20 protein-coding genes and 4 pseudogenes are annotated in these 23,042 nt (G+C 58.3%); 10 read left to right on the plus strand and 14 right to left on the minus strand.

Features of this window, described 5'->3' with window-relative positions; translation table 11 throughout:
- Positions 1–268 precede the first annotated feature (268 nt).
- Together RPMA_RS26705 and RPMA_RS26710 are read left to right on the plus strand one after the other, a co-directional pair.
- Complete coding sequence (locus tag RPMA_RS26705; RefSeq protein WP_211910717.1) at positions 269–721, plus strand: MarR family winged helix-turn-helix transcriptional regulator; 453 nt, start codon at positions 269–271, stop codon at positions 719–721.
- Positions 722–861: 140 nt separating this feature from the next.
- A complete protein-coding gene (locus tag RPMA_RS26710) occupies positions 862–1,662 on the plus strand; it encodes an MOSC domain-containing protein (protein WP_211910718.1) in 801 nt (266 codons plus the stop codon).
- A gap of 501 nt (positions 1,663–2,163) precedes the next feature.
- Here the strand turns inward: RPMA_RS26710 and RPMA_RS26715 are convergent.
- The gene (locus tag RPMA_RS26715; protein ID WP_211910719.1) at positions 2,164–2,610 is read right to left on the minus strand and encodes a PaaI family thioesterase; all 447 of its coding nucleotides are present in this window, start codon (positions 2,608–2,610) and stop codon (positions 2,164–2,166) included.
- A gap of 388 nt (positions 2,611–2,998) precedes the next feature.
- On the opposite strand from RPMA_RS26715, the gene RPMA_RS26720 reads away from it, so the two are divergent.
- A complete protein-coding gene (locus tag RPMA_RS26720) occupies positions 2,999–4,159 on the plus strand; it encodes an IS30 family transposase (protein WP_211910720.1) in 1,161 nt (386 codons plus the stop codon).
- Positions 4,160–4,205: 46 nt separating this feature from the next.
- Here the strand turns inward: RPMA_RS26720 and RPMA_RS28180 are convergent.
- The 5 genes and pseudogenes from RPMA_RS28180 to RPMA_RS26735 form a co-directional block, all read right to left on the minus strand.
- Positions 4,206–4,402 (minus strand): annotated as a pseudogene (locus tag RPMA_RS28180) (endonuclease/exonuclease/phosphatase family protein); the annotation flags it as partial.
- A pseudogene (locus tag RPMA_RS28635) lies at positions 4,399–4,737 on the minus strand (hypothetical protein). The pseudogenes RPMA_RS28180 and RPMA_RS28635, both read right to left, overlap by 4 nt.
- A gap of 79 nt (positions 4,738–4,816) precedes the next feature.
- Positions 4,817–5,314, minus strand: a complete 498-nt coding sequence (locus RPMA_RS26725; RefSeq protein WP_211913845.1) for a metallophosphoesterase family protein — start codon at positions 5,312–5,314, stop codon at positions 4,817–4,819.
- Positions 5,314–5,568: pseudogene (locus RPMA_RS26730) on the minus strand (NUDIX hydrolase); the annotation flags it as partial. The gene RPMA_RS26725 and the pseudogene RPMA_RS26730, both read right to left, overlap by 1 nt.
- Positions 5,569–5,589: 21 nt before the next feature.
- The gene (locus RPMA_RS26735) at positions 5,590–8,805 is read right to left on the minus strand and encodes a DEAD/DEAH box helicase (protein WP_211910721.1); all 3,216 of its coding nucleotides are present in this window, start codon (positions 8,803–8,805) and stop codon (positions 5,590–5,592) included.
- Between the two features lie 437 nt (positions 8,806–9,242).
- Between RPMA_RS26735 and RPMA_RS26740 the strand changes: the two genes are divergently transcribed.
- Positions 9,243–9,503 carry a hypothetical protein gene (locus tag RPMA_RS26740; RefSeq protein WP_211910722.1) on the plus strand — a complete coding sequence of 87 codons (261 nt, stop codon included), beginning with the start codon at positions 9,243–9,245 and terminating at the stop codon, positions 9,501–9,503.
- 173 nt (positions 9,504–9,676) lie between these two features.
- Here RPMA_RS26740 and RPMA_RS26745 read toward each other — a convergent pair whose 3' ends face one another.
- Positions 9,677–9,817, minus strand: coding sequence for a hypothetical protein (locus RPMA_RS26745; RefSeq protein ID WP_211910723.1), 141 nt, complete (start codon positions 9,815–9,817; stop codon positions 9,677–9,679).
- A 167-nt stretch (positions 9,818–9,984) separates the two neighbouring features.
- On the opposite strand from RPMA_RS26745, the gene RPMA_RS26750 reads away from it, so the two are divergent.
- Positions 9,985–10,128, plus strand: a complete 144-nt coding sequence (locus tag RPMA_RS26750; protein ID WP_211910724.1) for a hypothetical protein — start codon at positions 9,985–9,987, stop codon at positions 10,126–10,128.
- Positions 10,129–10,568: 440 nt separating this feature from the next.
- On the opposite strand, the gene RPMA_RS26755 is transcribed toward RPMA_RS26750, so the two are convergent.
- The 5 genes and pseudogenes from RPMA_RS26755 to RPMA_RS26775 form a co-directional block, all read right to left on the minus strand.
- Complete coding sequence (locus tag RPMA_RS26755) at positions 10,569–11,480, minus strand: SDR family oxidoreductase (RefSeq protein WP_249225771.1); 912 nt, start codon at positions 11,478–11,480, stop codon at positions 10,569–10,571.
- Between the two features lie 345 nt (positions 11,481–11,825).
- Positions 11,826–12,032, minus strand: a complete 207-nt coding sequence (locus tag RPMA_RS28640) for a hypothetical protein (protein ID WP_408056477.1) — start codon at positions 12,030–12,032, stop codon at positions 11,826–11,828.
- Between the two features lie 224 nt (positions 12,033–12,256).
- Positions 12,257–12,604 (minus strand): annotated as a pseudogene (locus RPMA_RS26765) (glycogen debranching protein GlgX); the annotation flags it as partial.
- A gap of 709 nt (positions 12,605–13,313) precedes the next feature.
- Entirely contained in the window at positions 13,314–14,552 is a 1,239-nt protein-coding gene (locus tag RPMA_RS26770; protein ID WP_211910726.1) for a putative DNA modification/repair radical SAM protein, read from the minus strand.
- A 59-nt stretch (positions 14,553–14,611) separates the two neighbouring features.
- Positions 14,612–15,079, minus strand: coding sequence for a nucleoside deaminase (locus RPMA_RS26775; protein ID WP_211910727.1), 468 nt, complete (start codon positions 15,077–15,079; stop codon positions 14,612–14,614).
- A gap of 670 nt (positions 15,080–15,749) precedes the next feature.
- Here RPMA_RS26775 and RPMA_RS26780 point away from each other — a divergent pair.
- The 5 genes from RPMA_RS26780 to RPMA_RS26800 all read left to right on the plus strand — a co-directional run bounded on the left by RPMA_RS26780 (position 15,750) and on the right by RPMA_RS26800 (position 19,920).
- A complete protein-coding gene (locus RPMA_RS26780; protein WP_211913847.1) occupies positions 15,750–17,747 on the plus strand; it encodes an AI-2E family transporter in 1,998 nt (665 codons plus the stop codon).
- A 206-nt stretch (positions 17,748–17,953) separates the two neighbouring features.
- Positions 17,954–18,373, plus strand: coding sequence for a DUF1236 domain-containing protein (locus tag RPMA_RS26785; protein ID WP_211910728.1), 420 nt, complete (start codon positions 17,954–17,956; stop codon positions 18,371–18,373).
- Between the two features lie 301 nt (positions 18,374–18,674).
- A complete protein-coding gene (locus tag RPMA_RS26790; RefSeq protein WP_211913865.1) occupies positions 18,675–18,869 on the plus strand; it encodes a hypothetical protein in 195 nt (64 codons plus the stop codon).
- A gap of 149 nt (positions 18,870–19,018) precedes the next feature.
- On the plus strand, positions 19,019–19,231 hold the full coding sequence (locus RPMA_RS26795) for a DUF2934 domain-containing protein (RefSeq protein WP_211910729.1): 213 nt from the start codon (positions 19,019–19,021) through the stop codon (positions 19,229–19,231).
- Between the two features lie 287 nt (positions 19,232–19,518).
- The gene (locus tag RPMA_RS26800) at positions 19,519–19,920 is read left to right on the plus strand and encodes a hypothetical protein (RefSeq protein WP_211910730.1); all 402 of its coding nucleotides are present in this window, start codon (positions 19,519–19,521) and stop codon (positions 19,918–19,920) included.
- 1,955 nt (positions 19,921–21,875) lie between these two features.
- Here the strand turns inward: RPMA_RS26800 and RPMA_RS26805 are convergent.
- Positions 21,876–22,202, minus strand: coding sequence for a hypothetical protein (locus RPMA_RS26805; protein ID WP_249225448.1), 327 nt, complete (start codon positions 22,200–22,202; stop codon positions 21,876–21,878).
- A 426-nt stretch (positions 22,203–22,628) separates the two neighbouring features.
- Positions 22,629–22,793, minus strand: coding sequence for a hypothetical protein (locus RPMA_RS26810; protein WP_211910732.1), 165 nt, complete (start codon positions 22,791–22,793; stop codon positions 22,629–22,631).
- Positions 22,794–23,042: the final 249 nt, after the last annotated feature.

Consider the following 23,042-nt stretch of genomic DNA (forward strand, 5'->3'; position numbering starts at 1 on the left):
TCCCGTCTGAAAGCAAGCCGCTTACCTGGCAGTGTCAGCGTGCGCTGGGGAGGACCATGTAGCTAGGGCTAAACCGGCAATCACGGACTCCTCAGCAGCCTTCTTTGGGGCATCCCAAGCACATGGGATGCCCCTGATGGCGACAACCGCGAACAGAACGACAAAAAACCGCATGACAACCTCGTATTTTGATTACCATCACAATTATTATTTCGATAATTAAGTTCTGAATGTGGCTGGTGGTGCCGGCTCTTGGGTGGAGGGTGCAATGAAGAGCGTCGAGAATGAGTATGCTAGGCTTTCAGACTTTCTCTGCTTCACGATATACTCAACAAACTTGGCCTACTCGCGGGTTTACAAGCCTGTACTTGAGAAGCTCGGCGTCACCTATCCGCAGTATGTCGCCATCGTTTCGCTCTGCGAGGACGATCACCAGACCGTCAAGTCGCTAAGCGAACGATTGTTTTTAGAGCCGAGTACAATCACTCCCATGTTGCAACGTCTGGAGAAGATGGACTACGTGAGCCGATATCGCGACGACTTAGATGAGCGCAGTGTCCGCATAGCCATCACCGACAAGGGGCGCCGCCTCCAGAAGAAGGCACTTCAATTTGCTGCAGTCACGGTCAGCGCCACGGGCCTCAACGAGCGGAAATTTCGTCACCTTCAGGAGGAAGTCGCGAGACTGCGTAACTCCCTAATGGCATCGACAAAGACTTAATCACGGGACCTCAAACGCGAGTTCGCATCGCGTTTGAACAAGTCGACCGCGCGGCAGCCCGATAGGGTCAGGGTTCGGCTCTGGATAGCGGAGCCGGTCATGTCAGCAGGACGATTTACTCAAAGCAACGGAGACAAAAGGTGGCCGCTCTCACTCGCATCAGCCGGTATCCCGTAAAGGGACTCTCAGCCGAAGACCTTGCAGAAGTGGGACTATCAGCAGGCCGCGGCTTGCCCGGGGACCGCATATTTGCGCTTGCGTTAGCCGACACCGATTTTGACGAGTTGAATCCGCGACCTATCCCTAAAACCAAGTTTGCAGTTCTTGCGCGCTTCCCGCGGCTCGCCGCTTTGAAAACAAAGCTTGACGTTCCCAGTTCGATTTTTTCAATGCGACATGAAGAATCTACCGTCGCTACGGGGAATCTGGAAACGCAGACCGGTCGCGACGCGATAGAGGAGGCCGTTCATTCCTTTATGGGTGACGAACTCGGAGGTCGACCGCGGGTGGTGAAAGGTACCGGACATCGTTTCACCGACGTCAGCGTCCATTCACCGATGCTCATGGAAGCAATATCTGTGATCAACTTGGCATCAGTCCGTGACCTGGAGAGCAAACTCGGGCGTCGCGTTGATCCGAGGCGTTTCCGCGCAAACCTCCTGCTTGACGGGCTTGATCCTTGGATCGAATTCGATTGGATCGATCGCGAGCTTCAGATCGGAAACGTTAAGTTCCGGGGTGTCCGGCGCACTAGGCGATGCCCTGCTACCGAGGTCAATCCCGATACTGCTCAAACGGATATCCGCGTCCCGCTTGAGCTACGCGATCACTACGGGCACGCAGATATGGGCATCTACATCACCGTTCTTGCTGGGGGAACGCTCAGGATTGGTGACGTTGCGAAAACACTAGGCGGCGGTGATATCAGACATGATAATTAGGCCGGCTTGGGATATCGCTGTCGCTATCGAGCGACTGTGACGTTACTGCTGGTAAATTATCGGTCGAGAACACAAGCTTCGCGGCCATCAACCCCAACTGCTGGCCTGACATCTCAACCGTGCAACGCGCTATTGCGGCCCCAAAGCCGGCAGCAAGGCTGGCTTCGCACAAATTGTTAGCACTTCGAAAATACGAACCAAAGTACTCCATGGCATTGCTTGGCCAGCTTCGATACGGTTCAGCGAACAGGGCAGAGACACGTAAATAAGCGGAGGCAGGCGCCTCCGCTAAGAAGGCGTGAGCGTCGGTCGATGATCAAACCGTTGCGAACAGTAGTCGCAAACCGGCTGTGACGACCGCCGCCAGTATGAGGGACAGTGCTGCGGCAAGTTGCACCTCTAATCGTTGATCTTCGGTCTCCGCCCACCATTTTGCGATTTTTTGGAGCATCCGTTCGCCCTACCAACTGGACTTACAAACGGCTTGGCCTTTCTGCTCACTTAAGCGCCCTTATCGCGGGGCGACATTTGAAGGATCCTCGCAGTCGCTGAAGCTGTGGCGAGTAGCCTTCCTTCTCCCTTCAGTTCACCCTGGAGAAACACGAAGTCGCGCCCTCGGTGGACGACACGTCCGATGCCAATCACCAGCCCTTCAGTCACGCCACGGACGAAACTCGTCTTCATTTCTAAGGTCGGCAGCATCGAACCACCACCGAGGGCCGCAGTCCCTGCAAATGACATGGCATCGTCGAGCATGGCAGTGATGATGCCGCCTTGTAGAAATCCACCCGCATTCATGAATTCGGAAGCTGCTCGAAATTCAGATTCAAGAATCCCCTCCTCCGGAACAACGCGGATCAGGCGGAACCCCAAGAGAGCGGAGCTTCTAGGCAGTGGCGCGCGCCCTTCGATCATGTCCCAGAACGGTCCATAACGATTTTCCGCCATATTTTCATCCTTTGCGGGACTGCGGTGCGCGAGGTTCGGGGGCGAGTTCGGTGCATCGACTTGCAGAAAAACTGCTCGCGCAACCATTCATAGTTACGCTTTAGCGTGGATAGCCAACACTCGGTTCGTTGCCCATAACCACGAAAGGCAAATCGCTAACACCTTGGTGTTAGGTCACCAAGGGTAAGGCGGCCTTATCAGATTTCATTGCCGACCTTTGGGTTGCATTAAAAGAGATGCGATTGATGGCTACGAATGGGCCGCGTTCGCTATCAACCGATGACGTCACCGACGAAATAGTGAACGACCATCGCAACGTCCGCTTTGCGCGGTAGACCCAATCGGTCGGCGCAACACTCTAATCTTCTAGCAAAGATGGAGTGTAGACATGGGACGACGGCAACGCATCAATTACTCGGCGGCACAACGATCCGAAATCTGGGATCGTTGGCGAGCAGGCGAGCCGATGAGTTCTATCGGACGCCGGTTTGATCGCGATTCCTCATCAGTATTCTCGATCATATCGCCGACTGGCGGCATCCAACCACCGGATCGGCGTCGTGCCAAGCGAGCGCTCAGTCTGTCTGAACGGGAAGAAATCTCTCGTTGGCTCAGCACGGGCTGCTCTTTGCGGTCGATCGCGCGTCATTTGGGACGATCTGCTTCGACCATCAGCCGCGAGGTCCATCGCAATGGTGGGACAAATCGGTACAGGGCGGCTCCGTCTGATCAGGCGGCTTGGGATCGGTCGCGAAGACCCAAGCTCTGTAAGCTGGCTTGTCGTCCGTTCTTGAGACGGACAGTATCGAAGCTGTTGCAGAAACAATGGTCGCCGGAGCAGATCGCCGGTCGGCTGAAGCGCATGCACCCGGCGGAGCCCGAAAAGCAGGTGTCACACGAAACGATCTATCGCAGCCTTTTCATCCAGGCGCGCGGCGTCCTGAAAAAAGAGCTTCTTGAGCACCTAAGAGCCAAGCGTACTGTTCGTCGCTCGCGGCATGCGAGCATGAAGCGGAACGGGCTCGGCCAGATCAAGAACGCTGTCTCCATCAGAGAGCGGCCACCTTCCGTTGAAGACCGCGCAGTCCCCGGCCATTGGGAAGGTGATCTGATCGGCGGATCGAAGAATAGCTATATCGCAACGCTTGTTGAACGCCATTCGCGCTACGTGATGCTGATCAAGGTCGCGAACAAGGATACCGAAAGCGTCGTCTCAGCGCTGATTAAGCAATCGCGGCGGTTGCCCAGCGAACTTTACAGGTCGCTGACCTGGGACCGGGGTAAAGAGCTTGCCGATCATCAGCGGCTGGCGCTGGCCGCCGAAGTCGATATCTATTTTTGTGACCCACGTTCTCCCTGGCAGCGCGGATCAAACGAAAACACTAACAGGTTGCTGCGCCAATATCTTCCGCGTGGCACCGACCTTTCCTTGCATAGCCAGGCCCAGCTCGGCGCCATTGCAAGGCAGCTCAATGAGCGACCACGGAAAACCTTGCTTTATGAGACGCCGGCTGAAAGGTTTGCCGAATGTGTTGCAGCGATCGGTTGAACTCACCGCCATGAGCCGACATTGCAGCGAGCTTAGAGATCGGTTTGGCCACGCCGTTCCACGTACGCTGCCCGACCCAGGCGGCCGAATACTCGGCCTTACGCAAGGCGGCTTCTGGAAAGTCTGCCTGACCGGGGTTGAGTTCCTGTAGACAAACGATGTCCGGCTTCGACGATTTCGACCAAGCGGGCAGATTTTGAGACGCTTCTTGACGTTATTGATGTTGAACGTCGCAACCTTCATGCGCAACGTCTCCGGCCTCGTCTAAGCTCCGTAAACCAGTCCGCGTAGGCAGTATTCTTGGTCATATGGCGATTCAGGTCGGGGCGCCGTCATGCCACCACACGGGCACTCGCTCTCTCAACGCTCGCTTGGCCTCATACACCGCGCGATGAGCGCCGCTTTCCGCATCAGCATCGCCTTGCGCTCGCGCGGCTTTGACAGCCCGACGCGCATCCATGAGATCGGACACAAGTACGGCTTTTCGTGCTTCAGAGCTTCGGGTCAGCGAGCCGCCAGAGTCGTCCGCGAACGCCGAAATATCGTCCGTCCGGTGTGACAGGATGCTGTAGCGCCATGTTCCCCTTGCTCGCCCGTCGCCATGCTGCGGCCGGGCCGAAAACGCTGACGGGGACGCGACGTTCCCGACCTGCTCCGTCAGCTTGTCAAATCGATGAGCGTTGGATGGATGTCGTCTTCGTCGAACTCAAGAAGAGCAAGAGTGATCGGCAGCTTAAAGCGACGGCGGCCAGCGCTTCCGGGATTTAGAAAAAAGACGTCATTCACGATTTCGACCTTTGGTATATGCGAATGGCCAGATATCACGATGTCACAGCCCGCGGGTAGCGAAGCCATCGCCTTGAGATCGTGCAGCACGAAGATGGAGCGACTTGCGAAGCTGATTCTTTGGGTCTCGGGATAGGCTTTAGCCCATGCTGCCGTGTCAACGTTGCCCCGGATGGCGGTCACGGGCGCAATCCGGGCGAGGGTCGCGACAATGTCCCGATGACCGATGTCCCCGGCATGAATGATGTGATCAACCCCGGCCAAGCTTCGCTCTGCTTCCGGTCTCAGCAGGCCATGGGTGTCGGAGATGACCCCGAGGCGGCCTATCGTAGACTGCTTCCGAGACTTGACTGACCGAGACGACTGCATCATGTGAACAGTTTGTCGCGAATGTAGCGGGACGTGGGCGTCAGCCGGACACGATGAGGCTTGCGCCAGACTGCCTTGTCCAGCTCCATCTTGTCACCGATCTCCAGGCGCCCTGACGTCTTCTTGGCGATAAACAGGGCATCGCTCATTCTGCGACCGGAATACTTGTTCTTCGTTGTCGCTTCCCGCCAAAGAACTAGACGACCGAGTTTGAGCTGGGGCAGCTCTTCCGCGATCTCGCGCCGAAGACATTCTCCACGGCATCAAGTCCGGCGTCATGCGTCCGCTCGCGGGTTGCGGGCCTTGCGCGGCCGCGAAGACTGCGTGCTGTCGTCATCCGTCGCAATTACGCGTCCAATCGTGGCAATAAACGCTTCGAGAACGGCCAGGCGCTGCGACGGCGGTGCCGATCGGCGATACGTCAACCGGTCGTCTTTCCATTCGAGCATGGTTTTGGGATCAAAGGCCTTCGGCAGATCGGCACACCGTTGCTGGTCAAATGTGGCAGCCAAAGATTTTGGTCCGGCATCGACGCTCGCGATGCCGAGCCGCATGCATCCGAGTTCGAAGCGCGCCAGTCCCATAAGATTACGCGCTTCGGTCGGCAGTTGTCCAAAGCGCTCGTCGATCTCGTCTTCCAACTCTTCCAACTGGCTGTCACGTTCCGCCCGGAAGATGCGGGCGTATAGCTCCAGCCGAATGCCTGCATCCTTGACATAGGGGATCGGTAACAAGGCCGGTATGTCGAGATTGACCTCCGGACGCCGGTCAAACACCGGCGGTAGATCGGCTTGGCTCATCGCCCGATCCAGCAGATGACCAGACAATTCGGTCCCGAGAAGCTGAATGTGTCCGCTCTGCTTGTCCGATAGCAGGTCTCCGCCTCCGCGCATATCCATGTCACCTGCGCTGACCAAGAAGCCGGCGCCTTGGTCCCGCAGATTCTTCAGCGTGTCCAACCGCTTGGCCGCCGCGCCCGAAACGGCGTTTTCGGCGTCAGTCAGAAACAATGCAAACGATCTTGTGCTTCGGCGCCCCACCCGGCCTCGCAACTGGTGCAATTGCGCTAGGCCGAACCTGTCCGGACGCCACACGATGATCGTGTTGGCTCGCGGGAGATCCAAGCCGCTTTCGATGATGTTGGTCGCGAGAAGAATGTCGGCTTCACCTGCAGCGAAACTCATCATCGCAGCATCAATATCGGCGGCCGGCATTTTGCCGTGCACCGCGATTGTCTTCAGTTCCGGCGCGGCGTCCTTGAGACGCCGCGCCATTGGCGAGATATCTTCGATCCGTGGGCATACGACAAAGGATTGTCCACGGCGCCGATGTTCGCGGCGCAACGCGGCCGCGACAGTCGCTTCATGAAATGGCTCGACGGCGGTCATGACCGGGACACGTCTGACCGGCGCCGTTGCAATCATGCTGAGCGCACGCAATCCTGCACGTACTTCACTCAAGGTTCTGGGGATCGGAGTGGCCGTCATGGTCAGGACATTCAGACCTTCAGCCAGAGCCTCGAGTTTGGATTTTTGCACTTTTCCGAAATGCTGTTCCTCGTCGATCACTAACACGCCGAGGTCCTTGAATTCGACGCCCTTGGCGGCCAATGCATGGGTTCCGATCACGACGGATAGCGAGCCATCCGCCAACGTCGCCTTGATGGCGCGGGCCTCGGCGGCCGTCGTGAAGCGTGACAGCAACCCCACCTCAATGCCGAAAGGCGCGAAGCGACGACGGAAGGTCTCAAAATGCTGTCGGGCCAGCACCGTCGTTGGCACAGCCACCGCAACCTGCTTTCCCGCGAACACCGCCGCTGCGGCCGCACGCAGCGCGACTTCTGTCTTGCCGTATCCGACGTCACCGCACACCAGCCTGTCCATCGGACTATCGGACGCAAGGTCGGTCAGGACGTCGGTGATGGCCACAGCCTGATCGGCTGTGGGAATGTAATCGAAGGCCGCAGCAAACGTCTCGTAATCCGCGACTTCTGGCACGATAGGATCGACCCGGCGTTGCTGACGTTCGCTCACGCGGTCGGCGATGTGCTCCGCTGTCGCCGCAATGTCGTCTTCGGCTCGCGATCGACGTTCGAGCCAAGACGAGCCGTCAGCCTTGTCGAGGGAAACGCCATCGGAATCTGACGAATAGCGCCAGATCAATCGGAGATCCGATAATGGCAGCAAAACGTGGTCATCGTCTGCGAATTGCAGCCGGATCATTTCCGCATCCGGAACACCGGCCGCCGACAAAGGGACCAGATCGCGCAGAATGGCCATGCCGCGGTCCATGTGGATAACGACATCGCCCGGCGACAGTGATTGATCACAGATACTTCGTCGCAGACCAACCGTCATGATGTCCTGATGCGTCGCACGGCTACCGAGGAGATCGGCCGCAGCCACGACGACCACGCCGTCGGTCCAGGCGAAACCACAATCGAGATCGGCAAACATCGCTGCAGGACGATTGGGCTTCGCCTGCGCGGTGGCTTGTTTCCAGTCCGGGCATAGGGTGCTGGCCAACCCCGCCCGTCGCTCCATTGACCGCAGGTCCCGCTTCGACACAGCCGTGAAGATCACCAGACGACCACTATCCTGCTGTTGCTGAAGAAACAGCCGGAAGGCTCGCGTTGGCGCGGCTTCTTTAAAGAACGTTCGCGGCTCTGACCCGGAAGATGTCTCGGGCAGGACAACGGCGTTGCGACGCGAGAGACTCTGTTTCCATTCGTTGAAGGACATGACGGTCGACGCCTTCTCGGCGTCGACACTGCCTAGCCACCGTTTCGCAAGCGACTCCACGCCATGATCAACGACAACTATCGAAGACGGGCAGTAGTCGAAAAACGTCGTCGCGATCCGCGATTTCCCCAAGCCGCCGGATTTTTCAGCTCCACATGGACTTGTTTCGTCAACCACGTCGATCACGACCGCGTTGATTGCTTCGAGATCTCTCTGATCCATCAAATCGTATAGGTGGATATCCGTGACCCGATCTGCCTCGTATCCGATACGCACCGGGCCCAGAGCGCCCGCCGGAAAAATTTCAAGCGCATTTCCGAGAAAGATGGCGGTGCCGGGCGCTTCGATCCGATCATCAAGCAGATATCCGCTGCTGGTCAGAAAGCTACGCACCTTGTCTTCAGCGAACGGCCCACCATTCGAAAGGTGCAGCGCCGATGTCAACATGGTTTCCGGCGCCGGCACCCGTCTTGCGAGAGCATGGACCGTAGTGATGACAAGTGCGCCTTCCGCCTCCGCGAGACGGCGCAGCACCGAACTGCGCCGCCCTGCGATCTCCGGCGACGGTTCGATATCATCCATTGCCGTCGGTCCAAGGCTTGGCAGCACCATGACCCGGGAACTGGGCTCAAAGGCATGAACGGCAGCGCCCAATTGCTCCGCGCGGCGCTCGTCATCGCAAATGAAGATCAATCCGGCGCGGCATGCGGAACGCCAGACCTCGAGCAGATAGAGCGCTGCCTGACCCAACGGAGCATCGGACGATATCGGCGGAGGCGACGGGCTGAATGAACGACTCCGTGTTTTCGCTGTAGACGACTTCGGCGGTTTGGATTGCATGCCACTCATCTCACAGGCCGGCTCTTCAGCCGCAGTTCTATCGCCATTTTTTACCTACGCTGTCGGGACGACCTTGATGCATCGATACTTCTTAGCGCGGAAGGTCTCATAGAGGGCTGAGCCGTCATCGAACGCGTAAGAACATAACGATCTCCGATCGTTTGAGTGATTGGGGGCCCAACAGAGCGTCTTGCAGCTTGTTCCTACAGGTCTGGTTCTTTCCCAACGCAAATCGAATAGACGAGGCAATCTTCCCGGCAAGAAATTCAAAGGCGCGCATGTGAAAGGCAATCAGCAGGAACCGCGCTTCGCTACTCTCGTTGCCATTCTTTCAAGGAGGATTTTCAGTGGCGAAAAAGGCAAAGACATCGAAGAAGGCACCGTGGGACAAAGCTAACCCCAAGAAGAAGGCAGGCAAGAAGTCCAAGAAGCTGACGCCTGCCAAGAAAGCCAAAGCAAAAAAAGCAGCCAAGAAGGCCGGTCGCAAATATCCCAGCCTTGTGGACAACATGAACGCGGCGAAAGCAAAGAAGACGAAGAAGGCCTCGGTCAAGAAATCCGCCGCCAAGAAATCAAGGAAGGCCAAAACGAAGAAATCGGCCAAATAGATTGATATCAAAAAATAAGGGCGGGTGCTTGCGCGGCATCCGCCTTATCTTCGCAGCTCAAAGCCCATCCCGCTTCAGCGCCCGCTTCAAGCCACACTATCTTGGCAACGATGCGCCCGTCCGTAGCGATGCAGGTGTCACCGATAAGTCCGATCCGCATCGTGACGATATGCTCACGTGCCGATGATATGGAACAGCGCTGGCAGGCTAATGGCCAGCAATCCGAGCGTCACGATGCCAATCACCAGGCCTTCAGGCTCGTCCTTGTCCGGCGGGGGCTCCGGTCCAATTCGGTCGGTGAGTAATCCGAACATGTCCGAGCCTCACATTTTGCAAGCCACTTATCCAAAAGCCACCCGATCTTCGCCCGGTGTCGTTTCGCCTTACGTCCGCTGCCCGTCACCATCGACATCAGGACACGCGGTCCATAGGTCGTCCCACGCGCGCCCATCGACACTGATCGATTGCTCGGTTCGAAAGCATGCAGGCGGCTTCGCACGCCCTGCCGGATCATCGCTTCAACGAATTTCGCGAGGAAGCGGCTGCAGTGTGCCGCATCGTCTACATCCCCGGAGCTCTCCAGGTTTTCCCGAGCGATCTGGACAGCGTTCTCCACAACGAATGAAAGACTTGCGACTTGGTCGGTGTGGTGCGCCATGGAGATGAAAGAGGTGCGTGTGAGATTAGTTCCGTTGCCAACGGAACGTACGAACTCAGGCAGGTTGGCAAAATCTGCAGCCTGGAGACTCAGCCGCGAAAAACGTCAAAGACAACCGAGCAAGCGAAAAGGTCAAGCCCGATCCCCGCACCGAGCGGGACAAAGGTAGCCTCGCCCAGAGCGACCATCCTTTTGGGAGAAGAACCCGCAAAACACGACCGATCCGGGATCGGCCGATCCTGCGAAGCCTGATCTCGAGAAGTGGCCGAGGACGAACACCCACTGATGGGCAAGCTCGTCCTCTTTGGTCTGGTGGTTACGATGGGTCTTATGCTGACTGCGACCGTCGTGATCATCACGGCATAAAAGACACTTCACGCTTAAGGGTTTCATTCCTCGGTTCGGCGCTATGGCTGCCCCGAACCTCCAGCCGAGCCATAGACCTGACCGGTGGCGTAACTGGCGTCCGCGGCGGCGAGCTGCACGTAGATCGAGCCAAGCTCGGCTGGTTGGCCCGCGCGACCAAGCGGCGTCATGCCGCCGAATTTCTCCAGTTTTTCCATGGTCGCGCCACCCGATACCTGCAGTGGCGTCCAGATCGGACCGGGGGCGACGGCGTTCACGCGGATACCCTTGGGCGCCAACTGCTTGGCCAGCGACTTCACATAATTCGTGGTCGCCGCTTTGGTCTGAGCGTAATCGTAGAGCTCGGCCGACGGGTCCATGGCCTGCTCGGACGACGTACCGATGATCACGGAGCCCGGCTTCAGATGCGGAAGCGCCGCCTTGATCGTCCAGAACGGCGCATAGATGTTGGTTTTCATTGTCGCGTCGAACGCTTCCGACGTGATGTCCATGATCGACGCCTGGGTCTGCTGCCGGCCGGCGTTGTTGACCAGGATGTCCAGGCCTCCAAGGTCTTTGACAGCCTTGGCCACCATTTCCTGGCAGAATGCTTCTGAGCGCAGATCACCCGGAATAGCTACAGCGACCCGGCCTTCGGCCTTGATCAGCTCGATCACCTGCTTTGCGTCCTGCTCTTCGTCTGGCAGATAATTGATGGCGACGTCGGCTCCTTCCCGCGCGTAGGCGATTGCCGCCGCGCGGCCCATCCCAGAGTCGCCACCGGTGATCAAAGCCTTCCGGCCATTGAGACGTCCGGACCCCTTATAGGTCTTCTCGCCATGGTCGGGCACAGGATCCATATCGCTGGCGAGACCCGGCCACTTCTGCGACTGTTTCTTGTAGGGCGGCTGCGGATATTGCGTGCGGGGTCTTGCAGAGTTTTCGGAGCCATCGGAATCTGTCCTTGCGCGAATGCTGGTCTGGCGAACGCGGCGGCTGACAAGCTTATGCCTGCTGCGCCCACGACCTCTCTTCGAGTCACGGATAGCGGTGCGGAATACTTGTCGTTCGTCGGCATCTGCTATCCCTCGAGAGAAAAACGAACTCGCCTTCAATGCAATCGTTCCGAGCCGAACTTTTGAACGGTAGAGGAGGAGCGGCGTCGATCCGCACGCCGTCAATCATCTCGTGCAAGCCTGATAAACGTCCGTGCGCAGGCACTCGGATCTGCCGTGCCGAGGGTCCCCCATCGGGCTTCGACGACTTCAGCCACGCCAGCAGGTTGCGGAGCCGTTAGTTGAAGTCGAAGGTCACGATTTTCACGCGGATCGCTTACCCCGATTTGCCTTGAGGCCGGCAAACCATGACGCGTAGGACGTGTTCTTCACCATGTGCCTGTTGAGGTCCGGATCGCCGTTCCCCCACCAGACCGCTCCGCGTTCGCCCAGCGCCTGCTTGGCGGCGTCCACGTCGCGATGCGCCGCAGCTTCCGCCTGTTCGTCGCCTGCCTGTTTGGCGGTCCTCACTGCCCGGCGCGCCCGCATGAGCTCCGATACGAGCGCAGACTTTTTTGCCTCTGGCAATGAGGGATCCGCCAGACGCCAGAGCCGGCCTTTCACGACAAAGTATCTGCCGTCCGGCGTCGAACGGGGCGGCCGCGACCCAACCGGCTCCGGTTTTGAATTCTCGCACGGAAAAACCATTCGGACGGTCGTGCCGAGCCCTTCCTCGGAGTAAATGCTCAATGGTCGGCATAGGGATCCAGTAGCAGCTTGTTGGGATTAAACCGGTGCCCGACATCAGGCTCGAATGGGCCATGGACGCGGTATCCGTAGACAGTGCCTGGCCGAGCGTTTGGCAAGTAGCCGTGCCAAACTTCGTCGGTATATTCCGGGAGATCGACGCGTTCCAGTTCTCGGTCGCCCTTTTCGTCGAATAGGCAAAGCTCGACCCGCGTGGCGTGTGCGGAAAACAATGCGAAATTGACGCCCACTCCGTCCCATGTCGCACCTAGCGGGAATGGCTTGCCTTCGCGAATGACAGATCGCCGCAACCGCTGCACAGCCATTCGGAGCGGTTCGTTTGCCGTTCGTGTCATATTGCGATCCCCGTGGCTTTCAGGCGGCCAATACCGTCCACGCCGCGCGCGGGCTGTCCGGCGGGATGCTATGAACATAATGGTGCTATGAAGAAATTTACTTCTGCGGCAGCTTGAACGGAACGCGCCTACAACCTCATGGTTCCTCAGCAGAATGAGCATTCCCAACGACAGGTTATGATTAAAGGAAAGTGCGTGAAGCGATCTACGAACTGTCGATGTGGGGATGAGGGGTGTAGATGTCTCGCGTACGCAGTCCGTTCAGTAACACACCGCGGGCGTACGGTGATCCGCCGCGATGCGCATTCGTCGCCGCGGCCGCGCGGTAACGGAAAGCTTTCGTCGCGGTCGCCGATCAGATCCGCCGACATGTCGGTCAGTTGTATGCTACGAGGTGGACGACATCCCCTCTGGCCGCACGTGTCCTGGGGCCCTGATCATCGAGGAGCCGAGAATGACGGGGGCATGCCGCTCGTAATGCGACGAGCAGACGACTAGGCTGGCGACGCCGCATTCGTCCTCGATAGTGATGAAAATGACGCCCTTCGCAGTACCGCTTTTTGGGCACAAGAAAGATCCGTGCTCGCCGCTCTCTATTGTTGACCTGCGGGATCGCCGGATCGCGGGTCGGCCGGAGCCGCCCAGCTTGGCTAGTTCAGCCATCAGCTCCCGTAACATCTTAGGTGGGAAACGTCCGCACCGAGCGAATTTAAAAACCGAACCCCAGTTGCTCTGCCTTTGGCTTGAACCGCTCGATCAACCGCGCGCTGTCAAGTTGGGTGATGACCGGGCGATGGTCCGGCAGGACGATGAAGGGCAACGCTTTCCTGTACGGCACGTGGAGCCGCGCGAGATCGCCGGTTCGGATCGAACTGATGCGCCGCGTCTCGATGATCCGCTGGACGGTCCGCGCGCCGAAGCCCGGAACGCGAAGCAGTTCTTCCCGACTGGCCCGGTTGACGTCCAGCGGGAAGCGCTCGCGGTTACGCAGTGCCCATGCAAGCTTCGGATCCATGTCGAGAGGCAGCATTCCACCCTCACCTTCCACGATCTCGTCGGCGTCGAAACCATAAAACCGCATCAGCCAGTCCGCCTGGTACAGGCGATGCTCGCGCATCAGGGGCGGCGCACGGAGCGGCAAGGCCCGGCTGGCATCCGGGATCGGACTGAAGGCGGAGTAATAGACCCGCTTGAGGTTGTAGGAGCCGTAGAGATTGGCCGATGTCTTGATGATGGTCGCGTCATTGGCGCTGTCTGCGCCAACGATCATCTGCGTGCTCTGTCCGCCCGGCGCAAAGCGCGGTGCGGTGCGGCCGCGCGGCGTCGGCTTCGCCCCTTCCTTGGCCTCATCGAGCTTCAGGCGCAGACGTCCCATCGTGCGCCGGATCGCGCGGACATCCTTCTCCGGAGCCAGGTTCTTCAGGCTGCCTTCTTCCGGAACCTCGATATTGATCGAAAGTCGGTCGGCATACTTCCCCGCTTCCGTGATCAATGCGTCGCCGGCTTCCGGAATGGTCTTGAGGTGGATGTATCCTCGAAAGTGATGCTCCTCACGCAGCTTGCGTGCGACGGCGACCACCTGCTCCATCGTGTAATCCGGGCTTTTGATGATTCCGGACGACAGAAACAGGCCTTCGATATAGTTGCGGCGGTAGAAGTCCAGCGTGAGCTTTACGACTTCGTCCACGGTGAACCGGGCGCGCGGGACATTGCTGGAGGCACGATTGACGCAATAGAGGCAATCGAAATTGCACGCGTTCGTCAGAAGGATTTTGAGCAACGAGATGCAACGGCCGTCCGGCGCGTAGGAATGGCAGATGCCCATCCCTTCGGTAGAGCCTATGCCCTTGCCGTCACGCGAGTCGCGTTTTTCCGTGCCGCTCGACGCGCAGGAGGCATCGTATTTCGCGGCGTCGGCGAGGATTTCGAGTTTGCGACGGACATCCATGAGAAAACCGATCAGGCATGTGAGGCACCGAGGCCGCGGCATCCGCGAGGCTCTCGCGCCTACTTGTTTCCTTGCTTCGCCTCAGGGACGTCGTCCCAAGGGCGATAGTACAATTCGGCGCATTCGGACCGAAGGACGCCCCCAACGATCTCGATATCTTCTCGGAAAGCGTCAGCGACGAAATCGAGCGTGTTAACGTGACGCGCCTCGAAATACATCGGATGCACGTCGTCGCGACCTGCGCCGTAGACGATCCTGCCGACCTTGCTCCAGATCGAAGCCATCGTACACATGCCGCATGGCTGTAGTGTGGTGTAGAGGACTGCGCCCCTCAGTTCGCCGTCATTGAACGAACGCCCGGCGGCACGAATGGCTTCGATCTCAGCATGAGCGGTGGAGTCATGCTTCTCAGCAACGTGATTGCGCTCGGTCGCAACAATTCGCCCATCGAGCACAATCACACATCCGATTGGTGAGAGATCCGGATCGCTGCCGCGCTCGGTGGCGACCTCGATCGCCATGCGCATGAAGTGCTCGTCCGACTTGTAACCCGTATGCGGCACGCTTCCGCCCAAATTAATTCCGCCGCACTTTGTCCTAAGACAATTGCTGACGCAAGAACATAGTACGAACGAAAGAAAATAGAGACCTACCTAGATACCGCGTTGGTACGTTATCAGTGGTCTTCAGTTTGAACAGTTTGCCGACGACGTGAAGCGATCTCCTTAGATCCGTCCGGTCTCGCCAGTACCTGCGGCCAGCGTCGAAATTCCGGTTCGAGGAGTGGCCAAAAAACTGGTCAGGGTTGATCAGCGTTTGCTTGGCCCGATGACGCGTTCGACAACCTCGTGACTGTCCCGGTAGTCCTCGGCGCCGAGCATCCGCACAATCTCCGAGAAGTCCGAACCGTTGCTGCTACGCCGGAGGGCGCTCGTGGACCTTGCCTCTTCCCGCACAACATCACCGAACAGCAGCTTCATCAACATTGAAATCCTCCGTCTTTTCCGTCGATGTAAACACCGCGCGCCGAGTTTGTTCCGTTTTTCCAAGGCAGAAATGCGCGTGGTCGGAACGTTCAGTTATCAACGCAATTGTCAGGTTCGGCTGAAGGTTGGCGAAATTGCGAGGCTTCCTTCTACAGACAGTCGATCGACAAAGGCTCGCGCCTCCGGCCGACAAACGAGCTCGGGAACGGCGATGAAGATCGGCAAAGCGCAATCGGTCGAAGATGTCGCAGGGCTCGTTGGCGCCTGCGCGGTGACAATCCTCGCAATGATCATCGTGGCGACGCTGTACGTTGCACGCGAGGTGTTCGTGCCGATGGCTCTGGCTATCCTGCTGAGCTTCGTACTGGCGCGCCCGGTCGAGTGGCTCGAGGACATTCGCCTGCCTCGACCGATCGCCGCCATTATTTCCGTGTTGTGCGCTTTCGCGGTCATTTTTGCTCTCGGGAGCCTCATCGCATCGCAGGCCACCCGCCTCGCGGGAGACCTACCGAAGTACCAGTCCACTATCCAGGGGAAGATCTCGTCCCTCCGGGGCGTCGCCGGCGGCTCGACCACGATGGAGCGTGCAGAGGGGATGCTGCAGGAATTGAGCAAAGAGCTGAACAAACCGAAAGGCACGTCGTCCCCGTCCCTTACACAGGCCGATGTCCAGACCGATGGCAAAACCCGCACACCTGTCCCGGTCGAAGTCTTGCAGCCCGATCCCGGCACCCTCAGCAATCTCAGGTCTTTGATCGCACCTCTGATATCGCCGTTGGCAACAACGGGCATCATCGTTATCTTCGTGATCTTCATTCTTCTGCAGAGAGAAGATCTCCGAAACCGCTTGATACGGCTGGCGGGGACGCATGACCTTCAGCGCACGACGGCTGCGCTAGACGACGCCGCACGTCGTCTGAGTCGCCTCTTTCTCAATCAACTCCTCATCAATTCCGGCTTCGGCATTCTGATCGGCATAGGTCTTTGGATCATCGGCGTGCCCAGCCCCGCGCTGTGGGGCATTCTGGCCGCCGTCCTTCGCTTCGTCCCGTATATCGGCTCGATCATCGCCGCCGCCTTCCCGCTGACGCTCGCTCTTGCCGTAGATCCAGGCTGGTCCATGCTCATCTGGACCGCGATCCTCTTCTTTGTGATCGAGCCGGGCATCGGACAGGTTATAGAACCCTTGGTGTACGGACGAAGCACTGGATTGTCTCCGGTGGCCGTTGTCGTCTCGGCGACGTTCTGGACGGCACTATGGGGGCCGATCGGCCTGATCCTCGCGACGCCACTTACCGTATGCCTCGTCGTCCTTGGCCGCCATGTCGAACGCCTCGAATTCCTTGATGTCATGTTCGGAGACCGACCTGCCTTATCGCCGCCCGAGATTTTCTATCAACGCATGCTCGCCGGCGACCCGACCGAGGCGGCCGAGAAAGCAGAGCAGTTCTTGAAGGAGCGCTCTCTCGGTGCGTTTTACGACGACGTTGCGCTGCCCGGCTTGATGCTTGCGCAAGCAGACCTCGAACGCGAAGCTCTCGACGACGAGCGCCTATCCAAGATCAGCGAAACGGTCATCGAGTTCACGGCTGATCTGTCCGATCAAGTTTTGCAGAAATCCAATGGTGCGGGGGCGCTGACAGATGCAGAAGCGAGCGCTGCGCTCGAGCATGTGCCTCCGGAACAGCAGCTCGCCGTGGTTGAAAAGCAAAGCCTGCTCCCCGCGTGGCAGGGCGACACCCCAGCTCTCTTCATTGCCGGACGGACGGCGCTAGATGAAAGCGTCGCGGTCATGCTCGCCCATCTTTGCCGCGTACATGGCATTGGCGCGCGTTCAGAAGCTTCTGACGCGTTGACGACGAAAAACATCTTCAAACTGAATGTCGCCGGTGTCGCGTTGGTATGCTTGACGTATTTGGAGTGGCGAAACACGTCCCATATGCGGTACGCCGTCCGTCGTGTACGCCGCAAGGCGCCGGATGCCGTCGTCGTGATTTCTGCATCGTCAGCAACAGAAGCGGAAAAATCTGTAATACAGGAGGCCACCGGCGCAGATTACGTGTGTGGCTCGCTGCGAGAGGTGGCTGAGTTCAGCATCGCTAGGGCGTCGCAAGCCAAGGGCGATGCTCAGAAAGCGATGAACGACACGAAGAACGCCGCGAAAGACGCGGTCGATAACACAGTGGATGCGCTCAAGAACCCATCTTGATGCAAACCAAACTTGGGGCCGGCAGCCCACCTTGTTGGCGGTACGCATAACTCAGCGGCCTATGATGAGCGCATGTAATCCATAACCGAGACTTCGAGCTGCACGATGGTTTCGTAAGCGATGGGCTGATGTTCACCGCGAAATTCTCTGGAACATATTGCCGCACAGCAGCTTGTAGCGCGGGCAATGTCTCATGGAGGTTCACTATGACTTTTCGTTTCAAATCGTTTGTCGCAGTCGCTGCTTTGATCGCAACCAGCCAGGTCGCAGTGGCTCAGGGCGTCCCCGGCGGCATGGAGCGTGGCGCCCGTGATGGCGAACGTGCAGCCGGTCCGGTAGGCGCTGCGGTCGGCGCGGCGGTGGGTGGTGTTGTCGGCGGCGTGGCTGGCGTGCTCGGTGTGGACGACCGTCCCCGCTTCCGCACCTACGTCCAAGGCCGCAACGTCCGCTCGTACTCCTATTCTGAGCCGGTCGCTGTTGGTACCGTGCTGCCCGCTGATGGCGTGACCTATTACGACGTGCCAGATGATTATGCTTCGGTGCGAGAATACCGCTTCACCGTCGTGAATGACCGCACGGTGCTGGTCGATCCGCGTACTCGTCGCATTGTGCAGATCGTCGAGTAACAACGCTCGGACAATGTTGATAAACGGCCTGCTGTTAACGGCAGGCCGTTTGCGTTTGCGACACATTGAGAAGGGATCAGTTAGCGCCTGAGCTGTTGTAGTCTCATCGAGGCGCACCGCTCATATGTTACGACCGCCTCGCGAAGCCGGAGGGAACGGTCGCGTTGTATGGCCTGTTGTCATGGACAAGCAACGGCGCTAGGAACACGCCCGTGATTAACCAAGCACTAACCCTGACGGCAGGCTCATAGGAACGCTCTAATTTAACTCTTGTTGTCTGCTTGAAAGTCAGGAGCAGAAAATGAGCGAAGCGACGTTGATTTTCCCGAACATGCGCGGCGGCTGTGCAACTGTCGATGGCAAGGTGCACGCGCTCTTCCGTGTGAACGGTCGGCGGCCAGGTTTGAAGTCGCTGATGTCGTCAAGGGATCGAAAAGATCAAACCCCATGCGACCAGTCAGCCCTGACAACCGACGGTGGCCCATCTGAGACATAAAGGCCTGGCTCCGCGCCAAAGCAATTTTGGCCGTTAGCAAGGGAATTCGACAACTACGCCCTTCCCGGTTTTGTGGCGATTATTGCGCTTTGTTAGGACGCCGTTTACCACGATCCGCCACACGTTCCGCAGCGCAATAGGAGCTGCAAATGCAAGACATCGAAAATTCGATACGTGAGCGGGCCTACCATCTGTGGGACGATGCGGGCCGACCGGATGGCCAAGCTGATAATTTCTGGCTGATTGCGCAGCATCAGTTACTGGAAGCTTCCCTCGACCAGCTCGTTGCCGTTGCAAAGGTGTCCAAGAAGCCTCGAGCTGTTAAGAAGCCTGCCTCGACCAAGAAAACGAAAGCCGCATAAGGCGGCCCGACGTCGATCTGGGCGACGTCGAGCCTAGCCAGTTCGCGGGTCTGGAACCACGTTCCGGCTGTTGGCAGGTAGCGTGTTTCTTCCGCGACCCTCAATCGTGCCCCGCGGTTAACGTTACTAGCTTGAATCCCATCGAGCGCGATGACCGATGAGCTGTTCGGTCATGCACCTAAAGTGCCTGTGGACTGAGCCGGGTAACTGTGGACAATTCCACGCCGAAGCGGATAGCCGACACAGATCTGTCAGGATCGGTTGTCCGGCAGCGTGAGAGCGTAGGCGTGTCGTTGCAAGTTCAGATTATGTTGGTGTTGTCGGGCCACCCGAACGGCCGAGCGACGCTTGCGGCGATGAACGCCGATCTGAAGGTGCTTGCGGGCGCCGGGCCTGCATGGACGCAGCGCATCAATAAGCTGGCCTCGAATGCGCCAGGCCTCGACATTTTCACCGAAGGTTTCGTCATACGTGACGCAAACGGCTGGCAGATTACCGACGCCGGACGGAAAGCGCTGCAGCGAATGGACACTGCACCTCCAATGCCCGCGATCGAGAAGCCGCTTACGACCGTGTCTGGCAAGCCCGTTATCGCCCTTGTGGTCAGCGGAACGCCGCTCCCTCCGAAGCCAGCTGCCAACGTGATCACGATGGACGGTTGGCTAAGCCTATCGCGGCGCGCCATGTAAGCGCACGAATTTGGCCTGCGCCCTAAGGATGGGGGCCCTTGGCGACGAACGCCGGCTCCTGCTAAACCCGCCTGTATGGCGATGAGGCTTACATTACGACCGAACCGAAAATGGACCGCGGCCGATCATGAGACAATGGTCGCGCTTCTTGTTGCCGGCGTGTCTGTGGCCAAGGTGGCGAGGAAACTCCGCCGGAGCGAGCCAGCAATAAGGGTGCAAGCCACCAAGCTCGGAGTGTCCGCTGCGAGAGATTTGCGACAGCGCAATGCCAACAACGAGAAACGGCAAACCCAGGTGGAATGAAGACTTGGCAGGGAACGCATCTGAAAAACCGACCTTAGTAGATGCGTCGGTGCACGTGGCGCGGGGACGTTCCCGCTCTTTCCAGCCCCTCAGCCTTGGGGCGGGACCCGAACCCCGGTTAACGAGGTTAGCGAATGGTTCAACGAACTGAAATCGCGCAGAGGCGTGTCGACCGAACTTTGGTGGTCGCACTTTGCTCTCACCCCCGCGGTCGCTGTCAAATTAGAGCAAATTGTATCCGAAATTGCGGATAGGGAGAAGAGGGTCGCAATGGCGCCTTTAAACGCGCCGACGCAGGGCTGACGCTCATTCGCGCACATCCTGGCGCCTACGGACCGCTAGTGGCTGCCCGGCTTGATTGCCAAGAGCAGTCATTCACGTTTGTCGCCAGATCACCGCGTCCGAGGCGGCCGTTGAACGGAGAGTATCTCAACCATATCGACCGCCGCATCCAACTGATCAGCTTGGATCAACAGGCGGTCACGGTCCTCGCCAAGCGGCAACGTCTCGGCACGCTTTCGGAGATCGGCGGCTTGTTCAGCCCATACGGCTGCTGTTGGCTTCATTGCGATTGTTTACACGGGTCTAGCTCGCCTTGCCTATCACGTCGTCTCTGCGTTGTGCCGTCTCGTTTACGAGCGTGCAGGCCTGCGCCCGATTTCGATAGCGCCCGACTTTCGAAGAGCCTCTCGAACTGCCCGCACACCGGGAAAAGCCACCCCTAATTCGCGACCTTTTTTCTGAACCGAGCTCGTGTTCCTGCTCAACGCACCCGCAGCCCGTGCGAGCGTCGCGCCAGCTTTCGAGAGCTCGACTAGCTTTGCCGCATCCTCGTCTGTCCATTTTTGAGTCAGCAATTTGCGGGGCATAGGAGACCAGCCTGGCGAGTACTGTGATTCAATAGCCAATGACAGAGTTCCCGTCGGTCTGCTAGGCGACACTCGATGGTCGCGCGTCGCAAATGCTAAATAATGCAGCAAAGGGCGACGACTGCGCACCTCGATTGCATTTCCAACTAAAAGCGATCTTCACGTGCCCATTTATGGCCAGCGGTATTTGGAGTATGTACGTAGTGCCCTGAGGAGCAGAATGGACGCGCGCTATACCCCCACTATCAGTCTTCTTCTTATCGCTACGCGCGGCAAATCTCTCGAGGGCTGCTGACGCATCCCCCGATGTGCAAGAGCAGGTGGAGCTCGTAACGCAAGCGTTACGATGGATTCAGCTGGCAGAAAACGAAGAGTTCCTCGCGCACTATCGACATCTAGCCAACGACAATTAGTGGCATCTCGGCTGTATAGACGCTTCGGCGGCTAATTCCGCTCTTCCAGCGTTGCATGAGAGGCGGGATCTGACCTCATCGCAGTTACCACGCCGGGGACGGCGACATACGATCGACCGTTTTAAGTGAGGGCGCTCGCATTGCCGTCACGCGTGCGAAAACCACCCTGTTCAAGCAGTATGTTGACGCTGCGGCCGTTCATCACGACACGCGTATAGATCAAGCGCGATACGATGTGCGGAGTGAAGCTGCGCCCGTACGACAGGATCCGGGATGTGGTCGGATCGGACGATCGCTGCGCCAAGATAGCCGATCAGTTCGAGCAGCGCATCGGTCTGAGGAGACGGGGCGATCGGAGGCGCTAAAGCTTTCATCGGCTTAGCCTCAGCGGCGTCTCGCGCTCTGGTCGAACATGCTGATGCACGAAATCCTCAAGCCACGTGGGCAGGTCCTCATAAGCAAGGTCGCAACGTTCCTGGATCTCGCGGGCAATGTCGGCGGTTACGTCCCGCGACCAGTTTTCTGTGGTGTTAAAGGCCACGATGCAGAGAGGGTCTGAATACTCGCCGCGTATAAGATCTGTGATGACGGTCTCCAGATCGGTGCCGTTGATATCTGCCTCTCGCCAAACGCAACCGCCGGGACCGTGGCAATCGACGACGAGATACACAGTGTCGTGGACGCCGGCCGGCACCACGGATGGGCTCCATCCTGAACGCATAACGCAACTCCGCTACTGACAGCGATTCAAAACAAGCTCTGATGTTTCGTTCCGGATGGCTGCGGCGACGGAAAATATGCACCTTCCATTACCGCTTTCGCCCTTGCTGCATTCTTCAGCGGAACGTCGGTCGACCTCTATGCGTCTAGCTACAAAGAGGAGATGAAGTTGGCGAAAGACGCTCGATCCACAAAACGAAACGGTGCCCGCCAACTTGTTCTCGATCTGCAATCAGACCCGGCGGGCCTTCGAGATAGGGCAGCTCGGCTCAGGGACGATGCAGAGGCCATGTCAGACGGCGCCATGAAAGCTGGGCTGATCGCGGCAGCTTCGGACGCTGAGCACCGAGCCGAGTCTGCAGAAATTTCGGCATTGTGGACGACGCCGATGCGCTGAACGAGACTATCCGCGGCCCTGGAGCAGATAGCTGTAGGTGCCAAGGACAGCCAAACCGCCCAAAACGAGCCAGACGACAAGACTGATCGTCAAGACCTTGGCGGGAAACGGCGTGTGATCGTTCTGCGGAGTTTCGTGTTCGGCGACGGCCGTCTCATTGTGCTGTGGCATCAGGATCCTCGTTGATGCAGCAGGTCTGCTGCAAGGCGAGGAAGAACCGACGGCATCAATTGCCGTTCCACATCACTGCTGCGACAATTCCACCAGTTCACGTGGGCGACTGCAGAGCAGCCGAATTTGCCCAATTTCCAGCTTTAGCCTCAGCGTCAAGTTGCCGGGCCTGCTTTATAAGCCGGTCACGCTCAACGCCGGGCGGCATCTTTTGAGCCTGTGCTCGTAACACCGCTGCTTGGTCGATCA

The sequence above is a fragment of the Tardiphaga alba genome, assembly GCF_018279705.1.
Taxonomy (GTDB): Bacteria; Pseudomonadota; Alphaproteobacteria; order Rhizobiales; family Xanthobacteraceae; genus Tardiphaga; species Tardiphaga alba.

Bases quoted from the DNA above. Each gene is read 5' to 3' on its own strand.
- RPMA_RS26785 (WP_211910728.1), top strand. From the start codon at position 17,954: ATGACTTTTCGTTTCAAATCGTTTGTCGCAGTCGCTGCTTTGATCGCA.
- RPMA_RS26720 (WP_211910720.1), top strand. From the start codon at position 2,999: ATGGGACGACGGCAACGCATCAATTACTCGGCGGCACAACGATCCGAA.
- RPMA_RS26745 (WP_211910723.1), bottom strand. From the start codon at position 9,817: ATGTTCGGATTACTCACCGACCGAATTGGACCGGAGCCCCCGCCGGAC.
- RPMA_RS26770 (WP_211910726.1), bottom strand. From the start codon at position 14,552: ATGGATGTCCGTCGCAAACTCGAAATCCTCGCCGACGCCGCGAAATAC.
- RPMA_RS26705 (WP_211910717.1), top strand. From the start codon at position 269: ATGAAGAGCGTCGAGAATGAGTATGCTAGGCTTTCAGACTTTCTCTGC.
- RPMA_RS26750 (WP_211910724.1), top strand. From the start codon at position 9,985: ATGCAGGCGGCTTCGCACGCCCTGCCGGATCATCGCTTCAACGAATTT.
- RPMA_RS26775 (WP_211910727.1), bottom strand. From the start codon at position 15,079: ATGCGCATGGCGATCGAGGTCGCCACCGAGCGCGGCAGCGATCCGGAT.
- RPMA_RS26795 (WP_211910729.1), top strand. From the start codon at position 19,019: ATGCAAGACATCGAAAATTCGATACGTGAGCGGGCCTACCATCTGTGG.
- RPMA_RS26780 (WP_211913847.1), top strand. From the start codon at position 15,750: ATGAAGATCGGCAAAGCGCAATCGGTCGAAGATGTCGCAGGGCTCGTT.
- RPMA_RS26810 (WP_211910732.1), bottom strand. From the start codon at position 22,793: ATGCCACAGCACAATGAGACGGCCGTCGCCGAACACGAAACTCCGCAG.
- RPMA_RS26715 (WP_211910719.1), bottom strand. From the start codon at position 2,610: ATGGCGGAAAATCGTTATGGACCGTTCTGGGACATGATCGAAGGGCGC.
- RPMA_RS26790 (WP_211913865.1), top strand. From the start codon at position 18,675: ATGAGCGAAGCGACGTTGATTTTCCCGAACATGCGCGGCGGCTGTGCA.
- RPMA_RS26725 (WP_211913845.1), bottom strand. From the start codon at position 5,314: ATGCAGTCGTCTCGGTCAGTCAAGTCTCGGAAGCAGTCTACGATAGGC.